Here is a 12,815-nt window from a genome sequence, read left to right as displayed (position 1 = left end):
CCGGCCCGCAATCCGGTCAGCGGCGTTCCAGCCGGGCCACCCGGCCCTTCTCGCCCGCCGCCCAGCAGCCCGTGTCCGGCGCGCAGTCGACGGTGTCGAACGAGCCGGCCTCCAGGGTCCGCCAGGTGCGGCCCCCGTCCAGCGTCACGTCCGTGCCCGTCGGGCCCACCGCGAGCGCCGTGCCGCGGCTGTACGGGTACCAGGCCGCGCCGGACCGGTACGCCGGCGGCGGGGTGGCCGCCCCGCTCCACGTGCGGCCGCCGTCGGAGGACACGGCCGCGGCCTGCGGGGAGGCCTGGCCGGTGCGGTAGTCGCCGCCGACCGCGAGGCCCTTCGTACGGTCGCGGAAGGCCAGGGCGAAGACCCCGCGCGCCGGGTCCCCGGCCGGGACGGTCGCCTCGGCGGCCCGCCAGGTCAGGCCGCGGTCGGCGGAGTGCAGCACCCGTGCGGTGGCCCCGCCGCCGGTGGCGAGCCAGGCGTCGCGCGGGCCCGCGGACACCAGGCACTGGCCGCTCGCCGCGAAGCCCGCCTCGCCCGGCAGCGCGGCCGGCATGCCCTCGGTGGGCAGGACCCGCCAGCTGCGGCCGCCGTCGTCCGTCGACAGGATGCGGAACTTCCCGTCCACCGGGTCGCTCATCGCCAGGCCGTGCCGGGAGTCGAAGAAGGTGAGGCAGTCGTAGAAGGCCCGCGGGTCGGGGTTGCGGAAGGTCTCGGTCCAGGTGGCGCCGCCGTCCTCGGTGCGCAGCACCCTGGAGGCCTCGCCCTCCCCGATCGACAGGGCCACGGCCCGCCGCGCGTCGAAGGCCTCGATGTCGCGCAGTTCCAGCCCCTCGGCGACCGCGCCCGGTGGCGAGACGTCCTGCCAGCTGCGCCCGCCGTCCAGCGTGCGCAGCACCGTCCCCTTGGAGCCGGCCACCCAGGCCGTGCTCCGGCTGACCGCCGCCAGCCCGCGGAACCGGGCGTCCTTGCCGGTGTCCTTCAGCGCCCAGCCCGCGCCGCCGCCGCCCTTCAGGTCCGGTAATTCCCCGTCGGCCTGCGCGGGTGCGGCCGACAGCCCCACCACCAGCGCCGCGGCGCACAGGCCCACTCCCACTCCCAGAAGTCTCATGGCGCCGGAAGCTAACGCACCCCCCGATTCCGCGTCCAGGGTGCGTCCTCCTGAGGGCCCTTTGGGCCTGTGGAGTGAGCGGTAACCAGCCCTTTTGCGGCCCTCCGGAACCGGTGGAACCGACCGGCCCGCCGTCCGCCCCCTCTCCCCCATCGGTCACTCTGTGCGATCACACAGGTTGATTCCAGCCAATCCGTGACACAGCTCACGTCACCTCCCCTGCACGGATTTGCCGATTCCGGCGTCTATCGGGTTGCCGGGTTCCACCCCCCAACCCGGCAGCAGATCCGCCGCAAGGGAGTGAGCCTTGATCACTGTCATCGAGCAGGCCGTACAGGCCCGTCTGGTCGCCACCGCGCCGAAGGTCGAGACCGTTCCCGTCACCCTCTGCTACGACCGCGCGGATCCGTTCGCCGTGCGCATGGCGTTCCCCGCCCCGGCCACGCTGGAGGGCATCGAGGTGTCCTGGACCTTCGCGCGCGAGCTGCTGGAGTCCGGGCTGGACCGCCCGTCGGGCCGTGGCGACGTGCGCGTGCGCCCGTACGACGCCGACCGGACCACGATCGAGTTCCACGCGCCGGAGGGCGTGGCGGTCGTGCTCATGATGACGGCCGAGCTGCACCGGTTCCTGGAGCGGGCCTCGACCGTGGTCCCGCCGGGCCTGGAGCACCTCTACCTCGACATGGACCACAGCCTGGCCGAGCTGATGCGCGACACCTGCTGAGCGGCGCCGGTCCGTAATTCGATTGCGGGCGGCTCCGGCCGCCCGTAGCTTCACAGGTATCCCATTGCCGTCGAAACGGAGCAGGACATTGCTCGTCTGAGGTCCGAGACACCGACCACCACCGGCCACTGACCGACCGTCGGCTGTCTCCCCGCGTTGCACGCACCACTCACGCAACCTGGAGGCCTCCATGAGTCATCCCCCTGCTTACGTCACCTGCTCCGCGCTGTCCTTCGACTGGCCCGACGGCACCCCCGTCTTCGACGGGTTCCAGCTCTCCGTCGGCCCCGGCCGCACCGGACTGATCGGGCTCAACGGCTGCGGGAAATCCACCCTGCTGAAGCTGATCGCCGGCGAACTGACCCCTTCCGAGGGCCAGTTGTCCACGGCCGGCACCGTCGGCTACCTCCCGCAGAACATCACCCTCGACACCGCCCTGCGCGTGGACGAGGCGCTCGGCATCCACCGCGTCCGCGCCGCCCTGCACGCCATCGAGGCGGGCGAGGCCACCGAGGCGAACTTCGCCGCCGTCGGCGACGACTGGGACGTGGAGGAGCGGGCCCGCGCCACGCTCGACCAGCTCGGGCTCGCCCGGATCGGGCTGGACCGTACGGTCGGGGAGCTGTCCGGCGGCGAGGGAGTCCTGCTGCGGCTGGCCGCCCTGCTGCTCGCGCGCCCCGACGTCCTGCTGCTGGACGAGCCGACCAACAACCTGGACCTGCGGGCCCGGGGCCGCCTGTACGCGGCGGTCGAGTCCTGGACCGGGGTGATGGTCCTGGTCAGCCACGACCGGGAGCTGCTGGAGCGGGTCGACCAGATCGCCGATCTACGCGAGGGCGAAGTCCGCTGGTACGGCGGCAACTTCACGGACTACGAGGAGATGCTCGCCGCCGAGCAGGATGCGGCCGAGCGGATGGTCCGGGTCGCGGAGGCCGACGTACAGCGCCAGAAGCGCGAACTGGTCGACGCACAGGTCAAATTGGCGCGCCGCAAGCGCTACGGCCAGAAGATGAACGACACCAAGCGCGAGCCGAAGATCGTGATGGGCGCCCGCAAGCGCGCGGCGCAGGAATCGGCCGGCAAGCACCGCATCATGCACACCGAAAAACTGGCGCAGGCGAAGGAGCGGCTGGACCAGGCGGTGGAGGCGGTGCGCGACGACGACGCCATCCGGATCGAACTGCCCGCCACCCAGGTCCCGCCGGGGCGGCGCGTCCTGACCCTGAGCGATCTGCGCCTGGTCCACGGGGCCGCCGTACGGGGCGAGTGGGAGCTGCGGGGTCCGGAGCGGATCGCGCTGGTGGGCCGCAACGGGTCGGGCAAGACCACGCTGCTCCGCACGATCGCGGGGCTGGTCGCGCCGGAGTCGGGCTCGGCGGTGACCCATGTGGCCGCGCGCTACCTGCCGCAGCGGCTGGACGTGCTCGACGAGAGCCGTTCGGTCGTGGAGAACGTGGCGCGGTTCGCCCCGCAGGCCACGAACAACCTGATCCGGGCGCGGCTCGCGCACTTCCTCTTCCGGGGCGCCCGCGCGGACCGGCCGGCCGGCACCCTGTCGGGCGGCGAGCGTTTCCGGGCGGCGCTGGCGGCGCTGCTGCTGGCGGAGCCCGCTCCGCAGCTGCTGATGCTGGACGAGCCGACGAACAATCTGGACCTGGCGAGCGTGCGGCAGTTGACGGACGCGCTGGACGCCTACGAGGGCGCGCTGGTGGTGGCGAGCCACGACGTGCCGTTCCTCGAGTCGATCGGCATCACCCGGTGGCTGCTGCTGGACGGCGAACTGCGGCCGACCACGGCGGAGGAGGTCCGGGAGACGCTGTGGCACGGATGATCGGGCGACACGGGCGACACGGGTGACCGGCTGGGACAGACGGCACAGGCGATCGGGCTAGCGGGGCAATAACGCCCAGGACTTGGTTCCCCCCAGGGGGGTCAGGACCGGGGTGAGCCCCCAGTCCCCGCCGCAGGCCTCGACGGCCGCGGCCAGCAGCCACATCCCGCGGCTGCGCCGGTGCCGGCACTCCTCGCTCGCCTCGGGCGAGGAGTGCGCCGGGTGCTGGTCGTAGACGACGATCCGCAGCGCGTCGAACTGCCGGCGGATCTTCAGCATCAGCTCCTTGTCGGGCGTGAACCGGTGTGCGCACGCGACGAGTTCGGAGGCGGCGAGGGCCGCGGTCTCACACAGGTCCGACAGGGCGTGCCGGGTGAGCAGGGACCGGACGACGGAGCGGGCGGTGCCCGCACAGTAGGCGCCGCCGGGCAGGCCTATCGAGTAGTTCAGTTTCTCCGCCTCGGGCGGGATCTGCCGAATCTCGTGGACCGGCCTCAGGCCACGGAGAGTGCCCGTCATCGTGCTGCTCCAAATATGGGTGTGATCGACAGCAATGTGATCAAAGACCGGGTGGTCGTGGAGTGGTCATACGGGGCCACGAGGTCGCCCCGTGTGAGACTTGCGCTACCGACCGTAGCGCAACCCGGTGCACAGTGCTCCTACTTGTACGACCACCTGATGACTTCTCATGGCATTTCCGGACGGGTCCGGGCACCGGCCTGCCCCGACCGGGCGAAAGGGGAACCGTGCCACCCAGGAGTACGCCGACCGCGAGGCAGCAGCGCCTCGGCGCCGAGCTGCGCAAACTCCGCGAGGAGTCGGGCATGACGGTCCAGCAGGCCGCGGCTCTCCTGGGGGTCGACCGCACCCGTATCCCGAACATCGAATCCGGCCGGATCGGCATCAGCGCCGAGCGCGTCCGCACGCTCGCCTTCAACTACGACTGCCCCGACACGGGGCTCGTCGACCTGCTCGCGGCGATGGCCCAGGAGCGGGACAAGGGGTGGTGGGAGCAGCACCGGGGCATGCTGCCGCCCGGACTGCTCGACATCTGCGAGCTGGAGCACCACTCGGTCGCCCTGCACACCGCGGTCACCACGCACATACCCGGCCTGCTCCAGACCGAGGCGCACGCACAGGCGGTCTTCGACACCGCCGACCCGCCGTTGCCGCAGCCGGACCTGCAGGCGCGGCTCGCCCTGCGGATGAGCCGCCAGCGGGTGTTCACGCGGGAGCGGCCGCCGCTGTACGAGGCCGTGGTGCACGAGGCGGCGCTGCGGATGCAGTTCGGCGGGCCGAAGGTGGCCCGGGCGCAGCTGGAGCACATGGTGGAGCAGTCGGAGCGGGCGCGTACGACGGTGCTGGTCATCCCGTTCACCGCGGGCGGCTTCCCGGGCGCCGGGCAGTCCTTCACGTACGCCGCGGCGGCGACGATCCGGCTGGACACCGTGCAGCTGGACAGCTCGCACGGCTCGATGCTGCTCGACTCGCACATGAAGCTGCAGCGGTACCGGGGGCTGCTGGAGCGGCTGCGCTCGCTGGCGCTGCCGGCCGCCGCCTCCCGCGATTTCATCCACGCCATCGCACAGGGCCTCTGACCGGATCCCGACGAGGAGACGAGAGAACGACATGAGCACGACCGCCACCGCCACGACCGATATCGCCTGGGACGAGGCTTTCTGCAGCGAGGGAGCCAATTGCTTCCGCTTCGGCCGCGACGCCGAGGGGAAGGCGTACATCGGAACCACGGAGTCCGCCGCTTACGTCACCGACTCCATCGACGCCCTCCGGGCTCTGATCTCCGCCGTCAAGGCGGGAGCGGCGGACCACCTCCTGGTGTGACCGTGCTCTGACCAGGGCGCGCCCACGGGCGTTTCCGGCACGACTTTCGTCTTCCGCTTCGCCCTCAGGCCCCTCTCAAACTGCACAGATAACTGGATGTAACCGGACATAGGTATGCCTGGGGCTTGGCTGGGTCTTAATGCGGCGCTTAACCTACGACTCCGTAGGCTACGGAACCGTAGGTAGTTCGCTTTACACCCAGGAGTACCCGTGACGATCACCTCTCCCCACCTCGGCAGCTCGGAGGCGTGGACCGACGCCAAGCTGCTGTTCGCGCTGGAAGAGGTGGTCGAGAAGGAACTCAACCGCCATCTGAAGGTCACCAAGGACTGGATGCCCCACGAGTACGTCCCGTGGAGCGACGGCCGGAACTTCCCGGGCTTCTTCGAGGACGGCGAGGCCTGGGACCCGGAGCAGTCCAAGGTCACCGAGATCGGCAAGATCGCGCTGGTCGTGAACCTGCTGACCGAGGACAACCTCCCCAGCTACCACCACGAGATCGCCTCGCTCTTCGGCCGCAACGGCGCCTGGGGCACCTGGGTGCACCGCTGGACGGCCGAGGAGGGCCGCCACGGCATCGTGATGCGCGACTACCTGCTGGCCTCGCGCGCCGTGGACCCGGACAAGCTGGAAGCGTTCCGGATGCAGCACATGTCGGAGGGCTTCGAGTCCGACAACCGCCACTCGATGCTGCACTCCGTGGCGTACGTGGCCTTCCAGGAGCTCGCCACCCGCATCTCGCACCGCAACACCGGCCACCAGTCCGGTGACCCGGTCTGCGACCGGATGCTGGCGCGCATCGCGCAGGACGAGAACCTGCACATGGTCTTCTACCGCAACCTGCTGGGCGCGGCCTTCGAGCTGGCCCCGGACCTGACCATGCAGGCGGTGCGGGACGTCGTGGTCAACTTCCGGATGCCCGGACACGGCATGCCCGGCTTCGAGCGGATGGCCGCGCAGATGGCGATCGGCGGGGTCTACAACCTGCGGATCCACCACGACGACGTACTGAGCCCCGTGATCCGCTTCCTGAAGATCATGGACATCGACGGCCTGGGCCCGGAGGGCCAGAAGGCCCAGGAGGAGCTCGGCCTCTTCATGAACGGCCTGGACTCCGAGGCCCGCAAGTTCGACGAGCGCCTGGCCGCCCGCGCGGCGCGCATCGCGGCCCGCAAGGCCTGACCCGGCCTGACCTGGGCCCCGTCCCCCGGGGCCTGACCGATTCCCGCTCGCTCGCCCGAGTGACGCCGATTGCCCTGGCAGAGCCGCGCTCTGCCAGGGTTTCGCGTCATGACCTCGCTCCGGGTGGACATCGACCAGCTGACCCGCTTGACCCGCGCCCTGGACTCCTCGCTGCTCTCCCTGCGGGAAGCCCGGCGGGCGCTGGACCACGTACGGGCCGACCAGCTGGGCACGGCGGACCTGGACGCGGCGTGCGACGGCTTCCAGAAGAGATGGGCGCACGGCACGCGGGAGCTGACCAAGCGGGTCAAGACGGTGCGGGAGGGCGTGGACCGCAGCGCCGCGGAGTTCGCGGAGCTGGAGGAGGCCATCCGCGCCGCCTTCCGCCAGGCGGCGGCCCATGGGTGAGACCGCCGCATCGCTGGGCTTCGACCCCGCGCCCGGGAATCCGGCGGCCGTCCTGGCCCTGACCAAGAAGCTTTCGGCCTCGGCGGCCTCCCTGGGCGAGGCCTCGCGCGTCGTGAAGGCGCTGGTCTCCCACAGCTCCTCCTGGCAGGGCGAGGCCGCCACCGCCTTCCGCGCCTCCCTCTCGCAGGACCTCCCCCGCTACCTGGGCTCGGCCCACACCTCCCTCGCGGAGGCCGCCCGCCGGCTCACGCAGTGGCACGACACGCTGGTCGCGCACCGCGCACTGGCGGCCCGCTACGCGTCCCAGGCCGCGGCGGCCAAAACCCCCGAGGCCCTCGCCGACGCCCGCCGCCTGGCCCGCGAACTGGCCGCCGAACACGGTGCGGCTGCACGCCGGGTCGCCCACACCCTGAACACGGCCGCGGACCGCCTGGCCCCCAAGGAACCGGGATTCCTGGCCTCGACCTGGCACAAGATCGTCGACGACCCGGGAGACGCCCTTTCCAACGCGTCGGCGATCCTGGGCGCGATCGGGGCCGCGGTGGCCCTCGCCTGCCCGCCGGCGGGCCTGGCGGTGATGCTGGTGGCCGGGGGCCTGTCCTTGGCGGCTCTGACGACTCACCTGGCGGACCCAAAGTTCCGCAAGCCGCTGATCGACGGTGCCACGAAGGGCGAGTTCGACGCGGACTTCTGGAAGAGCGGCGTGACCTTGCTCGGCGACACCGCAGGCACGGTCCCCGGCCTGGCAGTGGTCGCCTCCGGCGCGAAAGCCGGCACGGCGGCTGCCCGCGCGGCAATGGTCGCGGCCCCTGAGGCCAGCGCCCTCTCGTCCCTGAGCACGGGAGGCACCGCGTTCCGCAGCACGACCTGGTCGACCGGCCTGGCCATCCAGCAAGTCGAGAACCCGCTGATCACCTGGGCTGTGCGGACGACGAATCCAGTGGTGAGGAACTCTGTGAACCTGGTGCCGCCAGCCATGGGATTTGCAACGGCCGTCCTCGACTACGGTCCGGAGAACGACACGGTCGAGCACGCCTCGACTGCCGCTGACGGTGTTCGCAGCACCGCTGACGACACCCCTTCAGCCTTCGCGAAGTCGAAGCAGGCCTGGTCGGTGATGAGGCCATGATGATCGATGGGAACTCACCGCCTGTGTGGTTCCGGCTGCCACCCGGCTTCCACGATATCTCTGCGAACGATCGGGCCGCTTTGGACGACATCGCCGCTGCTCTCGGCAGCCCGAAGGCTCAGCAGGATCTCGCGGCACTCATGGACGGCTTGGAAGAACTCGCCGAACACCACGTCGTGTACACAGCCCTCGGAATGCATCCTGACGAGCCGGGTGGAGTCTCAACCTCGCTGTTTTCCTTGACCGTCCGGCCTTGCGAACCCGGCAATCTTCGCCTCAATGTCGCGCGCATGGCGCTCGCCATCGCCCAATCCGCTTTGTGGAACACCTCGATGCGCCGACTCATCGACTTGACATCGACGCTCCCGTGCTACTTGATCGCGGGTTCCATCTCGGTCCCCGGCACGGAGCAACACCTGTTTCAAGCCAAAGTAGCCACGGCCCATGCGGATGGACTGCACATTCTCGTCCTGGACTTGACCAGCGCGGCAATCCAGCACGCGGACGCGTACACGGACATCGTCGAGGCCATCACCCACACCATCAGCTTCTCGGATCCCGACCCCAGTCCGCCAAGCCCGCCAAGCCCGCCAAAGACCTCGCGCATCCTGGAGGTACTCCTGTGAAACTCTTGCTCGCCAAGGTTGCTTGGGATCACCCCCCGACCGTCACTGGGTACAGGCGCTTGGTCCGGCGCCGAGCAGTCTGGCTGTGCAGCCTCTCCACGCTCATGCTGCTCGCCGTGACGTGCCTCGTTCTCGGTGATCTCACCCTGGCCACGAGCGCCTTCTTCGTGATCTTCTTCGTCTCCGTACCTTGGCTTCCGTGGGTTGCCATCGCCTTCCTCAGGCGCCTCCGCGTCAAAACCGTCCTCCAGTCGTACCCCTGGCGTGAGTTGACGTGCCGACATCCGCGCTATGCGAGCGGGAGTCCGGCGACCATCGCCATCCCGTTCCGGGAGGACTTCACGGCCGTGTTCCGAATCGTCCCGTTCCCTGTCCTGCTCGCCGAGGTGGAGAACGACCACCCGGACCGGATCTGGTTCGCGGGCGACCCCCGCTTCGGTGGGGTCGTGTCTCCGGTCGGGGGACACTACCCCGTGCGAGTGGTGGCCCATGTGCCCCGGCGGGAGGACGCCGGAGGCGACGGGTTCGATCTCGCCCTGCGAGTAGGGCTCGTCCGGCGGAGCGGGAAGGGGACGCGCACCTGATCAGGGGCGGCGGGAGCGCAAGGCGTGGCGTTCGGATTCCGAGAGGCCGCCCCAGACGCCGAAGCGCTCGTCGTTGGCCAGGGCGTACTCCAGGCACGCCGCCCGCCCCTCGCACGCCCCGCACAACCGCTTCGCGTCCCGCAGGGACGAGCCCGGCTCCGGGAAGAAGAAGCCCGGGCCCGTCTGGGCGCACAGGGCGAGGTCGTACCAGGCGGTGGCGGTGGCTGCGGCAGTGGTGTTCATCGACATGCCGGAGATACTGACCGCCGCCGATGGACGTCCGATCAACGCCTGATCAATACCGTGTCACGCCCCCGCCGGCGGGGCGCTGGCTATGATCGCGAACCGTCCCCCGAAGGGATCCGCCAGCTTGGCGAAGCGGCCGACGCCCTCCATGAACACCGGCGTCAGGCGGACCTTGCCGCCCGACTCCTCCGCCTTCGCCGCCGTCGCGTCGCAGTCGGCGACCTCGAAGTACGGGGTCCAGTAGGGACGTTCGATATCTTCCACCGGGTCCGTCGCGATGGGGACCAGGCCGCCGAAGGCCGCCTCGTCCGTCGTTCCGGCCGGCCGGACCATCGTGTACGCGCCACCCTCGAACGGCATCTCGCTGATCTCCCAGCCGAAGACCGTGCCGTAGAAGGCGGCCGCCGCGGCCACGTCGCCCGTGTACAGCTCCGTCCAGCACATCGTGCCCACGTCCGACACCGCGTCCAGGCCCTTGTTCTTCCGGGGCTGCCACACCCCGAAGCCCACTCCCGCCGGATCGGCGAATATCGCCATCCGTCCGAAGTCCATGACGTCCATCGGCTCGAACGTCACCGTGCCGCCCGCCTTGGTCACGGCCGCCGCCGTCGCGTCCGTGTCGGAGGTCTGGAAGTACACCTGCCAGGCGCACGGGCCCTGGTCCGCCGGGACGGCCATGCCGCCCGCGACCGTCTTGTCGCCGAGGCGGAACATCCCGTACCCGCCGACCTCCTCGCCGCCCGCCAGGAAGTCCCAGCCGAACAGTCCCCCGTAGAACCCGGCGGCGCCGCCGATGTCCGGCGTGCCGAGGTCCACCCAGTTCGGGGAGCCGTCCTTGTAGTCCGTGGTGAGCATGGTCCGCACTCCTTCCCGCCCGTACTGTCCTCTCTCTGTCCTCTCCTCTTCGAGGATCGCACCCCCCACTGACAGCGGCCCGGCGCACGTCCCACAGAGTGCACGACCGTGCGTTCGGTAAGATGGCGACATGGCAGACGGACGCGTGGAACGCGGGAACCAGACGCGACGGACCGTTCTCGACCGGACGATGAGCATCGCCTCCGTGGACGGCCTCGAAGGCCTGTCCCTCGGGAAGATCGCCGCGGATCTGGGCCTGAGCAAGAGCGGTGTCTTCGCGCTCTTCGGCTCCAAGGAGGACCTTCAGCTGGCCACCGTCCGCGCCGCCGTGGACGTGTTCGTCGAGCAGGTGGTCCGGCCCGTACGCGAGGATCCCGCCGGCATGGCCAAGGTGTGGAGGGTGTGCGAGCGCTGGCTCGACTACTCCGGGCGCCGCATTTTCCCCGGCGGCTGCTTCTTCTACTCCGTCTCCGCGGAGTTCGACTCGCGCCCCGGCCCCGTACGCGACGAGGTCGCCAAGGTGGGCTCCGACTGGACGCGCTTCATCGAGCGGGTCCTGGACGAGGCACGCCTGGCGGGCGCGTTCCGCGACGGGGTCGACGCGGCGGACGTGCCGCAGCTCGCCTTCGAGATGATCGCCCTGATGGAGCTGGCGAACGCGCATTCCGTCCTGCACGACGACCCGGTGGCGTACGAGAGGGCCGGCCGAGGCATCCTCGACCGGCTGCGGGCGGTGGCGGCCGCCCCGGAGGAACTCCCGGAACGGCCCCCCGCCTTCAACTCCCCTTCCTGACACCGCCCCGTACGCGCACCCGCATCGACGAGCCCGCGGCCGCCGCGCCCAGTGCGGCGACCGCCGCCATCAGGAACACCGCACGCCAGTGGTCACCGGCCCCGGTCAGCAGGGCCGCGGCAGCCGCGACGCCCAGCGCGCCGCCGAGTTGACGGGCCGTCATCAGCAGGCCCGTGCCCGCGGCGAACCGCTCCGGCGGCAGGGCGGCCGAGGCCGCCGTGGACAGGGCGGTCAGGGTCATTCCGATGCCGAGTCCGCCCAACAGGCCGGCCGGGAGGAAGATCTGGGCGTACGAGGTCGAGGCATCGGCCCAGCCCCACAGCAGCAGGGCGTTGGCGGCGAACAGCAGGGAGCCGAGGGCGACCGCGGCCCATTGCATGCGGGCGGGGACGCGGCGGCCGACGATCAAGGCTCCGGCCGCGCCCATGAGCGCTCCCGGCGTGACGCCGAAACCGGCTTCCAGGACCGAGTAGTTCCACCGGGCGATCAGGTAGGAGGGCCCGGCCAGCAGCCATGCGTACATCGCGGCGCCGAAGAGCAGTGCGCCGATGTTGGCGCGGGCGAAGACGGGGTCGCGCCACAGGTCGCGGTCGACGGCCGGGGCCGGGTGGCGGCGCGAGCGGTGGAGCGCGGTGGCGGCGGACAGGGCTCCGCCGACCAGCAGTGCGAGCACCACGGGGTCGGTCCAGCCCCAGTCCTCGCCCTGGGAGAGGCCGGTCACGACGGCTCCGATGCCGAGCGCCAGGGCGAACGCACCGATGGGATCCGGCAGTTGGCGTGCGGTACGGGTGTCGCGGGGCAGGGAGCGGGCCGCGGCCCAGCAGACCGCCAGGCCCAGCGGCACGTTGACGAGGAAGATCGCACGCCAGTCCCACGCCTCGACGAGCAGTCCGCCGACGCTGGGGCCGACGGCGCCGGCGAGCCCGCCCGCGGCGCCCCAGGCGCCGAGGGCCGCGGCCCGCCGGGCGGGTGGCGTGTGGGCGAGTACGAGTCCCAGCGCGGCCGGGATCATGCCGGCGGACGCGGCCCCCTGGAGGGCGCGGGCGAGGATCAGCAGTTCGGCGGTGGGGGCCGCGCTCGCGGCGAGCGAGGTGAGGGTGAAGGCGAGGGTCGAGCCGAGGAAGAGGGCGCGCCGGCCGAGGGTGTCGGCGAGCCGTCCGGCGGCGGCCAGCAGGGCGGCGAACAGCACGGCGTAGGCGCTGACCACCCAGGTGAGGCGGGCCAGGGACACCTCGGGGAAGGCGCGACGCAGGTCGGGGAAGGCCACGTTGACGACGGTGGTGTCGAGGAAGGCGAGGAAGGTGGCGGCACAGGCGAGGAGGAGAACCCGCCGGGGGTCTGCCACCGGGCCCTCGGGGGCCGGGCCGCCGCGGGCGGGCTCCGCGCGGGCCCGCCGGGGGTCAGGGACCGGGCCGCCGGGGGCCGGGCCGCCGCGAGCGGGCTGCGCGCGGGGACGATCCCCGGCCGTGGGGGCGATGCCGGATGGG

General features: G+C 71.3%; 15 protein-coding genes. 10 read left to right on the top strand and 5 right to left on the bottom strand.

Going from position 1 to position 12,815, the window contains the following annotated elements; genetic code table 11:
* Window positions 1-16 precede the first annotated feature (16 nt).
* On the bottom strand, window positions 17-1,108 hold the full coding sequence (locus ACFWBN_RS23920) for a WD40/YVTN/BNR-like repeat-containing protein (RefSeq protein ID WP_385178944.1): 1,092 nt from the start codon (window positions 1,106-1,108) through the stop codon (window positions 17-19).
* Between the two features lie 307 nt (window positions 1,109-1,415).
* On the opposite strand from ACFWBN_RS23920, the gene ACFWBN_RS23915 reads away from it, so the two are divergent.
* Together ACFWBN_RS23915 and ACFWBN_RS23910 are read left to right on the top strand one after the other, a co-directional pair.
* A complete protein-coding gene (locus tag ACFWBN_RS23915; protein WP_385178943.1) occupies window positions 1,416-1,832 on the top strand; it encodes an SsgA family sporulation/cell division regulator in 417 nt (138 codons plus the stop codon).
* 190 nt (window positions 1,833-2,022) lie between these two features.
* A complete protein-coding gene (locus ACFWBN_RS23910) occupies window positions 2,023-3,663 on the top strand; it encodes an ABC-F family ATP-binding cassette domain-containing protein (RefSeq protein ID WP_385178942.1) in 1,641 nt (546 codons plus the stop codon).
* A 57-nt stretch (window positions 3,664-3,720) separates the two neighbouring features.
* Here the strand turns inward: ACFWBN_RS23910 and ACFWBN_RS23905 are convergent, their stop codons facing one another.
* Window positions 3,721-4,182, bottom strand: a complete 462-nt coding sequence (locus ACFWBN_RS23905; protein ID WP_385178941.1) for an ATP-binding protein — start codon at window positions 4,180-4,182, stop codon at window positions 3,721-3,723.
* A gap of 227 nt (window positions 4,183-4,409) precedes the next feature.
* On the opposite strand from ACFWBN_RS23905, the gene ACFWBN_RS23900 reads away from it, so the two are divergent.
* The 7 genes from ACFWBN_RS23900 (at window position 4,410) to ACFWBN_RS23870 (ending at window position 9,434) form a co-directional block, all read left to right on the top strand.
* A complete protein-coding gene (locus ACFWBN_RS23900) occupies window positions 4,410-5,261 on the top strand; it encodes a helix-turn-helix domain-containing protein (protein ID WP_385178940.1) in 852 nt (283 codons plus the stop codon).
* A gap of 31 nt (window positions 5,262-5,292) precedes the next feature.
* On the top strand, window positions 5,293-5,505 hold the full coding sequence (locus ACFWBN_RS23895; protein WP_385178939.1) for a hypothetical protein: 213 nt from the start codon (window positions 5,293-5,295) through the stop codon (window positions 5,503-5,505).
* A gap of 210 nt (window positions 5,506-5,715) precedes the next feature.
* Window positions 5,716-6,687, top strand: a complete 972-nt coding sequence (locus ACFWBN_RS23890) for an acyl-ACP desaturase (protein WP_266939876.1) — start codon at window positions 5,716-5,718, stop codon at window positions 6,685-6,687.
* Window positions 6,688-6,795: 108 nt separating this feature from the next.
* Entirely contained in the window at window positions 6,796-7,095 is a 300-nt protein-coding gene (locus tag ACFWBN_RS23885; protein WP_385178938.1) for a hypothetical protein, read from the top strand.
* The gene (locus ACFWBN_RS23880) at window positions 7,088-8,224 is read left to right on the top strand and encodes a hypothetical protein (protein WP_385178937.1); all 1,137 of its coding nucleotides are present in this window, start codon (window positions 7,088-7,090) and stop codon (window positions 8,222-8,224) included. The genes ACFWBN_RS23885 and ACFWBN_RS23880 overlap by 8 nt, the downstream gene beginning before the upstream one ends.
* A gap of 80 nt (window positions 8,225-8,304) precedes the next feature.
* Complete coding sequence (locus ACFWBN_RS23875; RefSeq protein ID WP_385178936.1) at window positions 8,305-8,850, top strand: hypothetical protein; 546 nt, start codon at window positions 8,305-8,307, stop codon at window positions 8,848-8,850.
* Between the two features lie 104 nt (window positions 8,851-8,954).
* Window positions 8,955-9,434 carry a hypothetical protein gene (locus ACFWBN_RS23870; RefSeq protein ID WP_385178935.1) on the top strand — a complete coding sequence of 160 codons (480 nt, stop codon included), beginning with the start codon at window positions 8,955-8,957 and terminating at the stop codon, window positions 9,432-9,434.
* Here the strand turns inward: ACFWBN_RS23870 and ACFWBN_RS23865 are convergent, their stop codons facing one another.
* Both ACFWBN_RS23865 and ACFWBN_RS23860 read right to left on the bottom strand, forming a co-directional pair.
* Entirely contained in the window at window positions 9,435-9,683 is a 249-nt protein-coding gene (locus tag ACFWBN_RS23865; RefSeq protein WP_385178934.1) for a WhiB family transcriptional regulator, read from the bottom strand. It lies immediately after the preceding gene.
* Window positions 9,684-9,740: 57 nt separating this feature from the next.
* Entirely contained in the window at window positions 9,741-10,535 is a 795-nt protein-coding gene (locus ACFWBN_RS23860; RefSeq protein ID WP_385178933.1) for a VOC family protein, read from the bottom strand.
* Window positions 10,536-10,665: 130 nt separating this feature from the next.
* On the opposite strand from ACFWBN_RS23860, the gene ACFWBN_RS23855 reads away from it, so the two are divergent.
* On the top strand, window positions 10,666-11,328 hold the full coding sequence (locus ACFWBN_RS23855) for a TetR/AcrR family transcriptional regulator (protein ID WP_385178932.1): 663 nt from the start codon (window positions 10,666-10,668) through the stop codon (window positions 11,326-11,328).
* On the opposite strand, the gene ACFWBN_RS23850 is transcribed toward ACFWBN_RS23855, so the two are convergent.
* Window positions 11,312-12,673, bottom strand: a complete 1,362-nt coding sequence (locus tag ACFWBN_RS23850) for a DHA2 family efflux MFS transporter permease subunit (protein ID WP_385178931.1) — start codon at window positions 12,671-12,673, stop codon at window positions 11,312-11,314. The genes ACFWBN_RS23855 and ACFWBN_RS23850 overlap by 17 nt on opposite strands.
* Window positions 12,674-12,815: the final 142 nt, after the last annotated feature.

This window comes from Streptomyces sp. NPDC059989, from assembly GCF_042736975.1.
Taxonomy (GTDB): Bacteria; Actinomycetota; Actinomycetes; order Streptomycetales; family Streptomycetaceae; genus Streptomyces.
The sequence above is the reverse complement of the archived record's forward strand: the minus strand, read 5'-3'. Positions and strand labels throughout refer to the sequence as shown.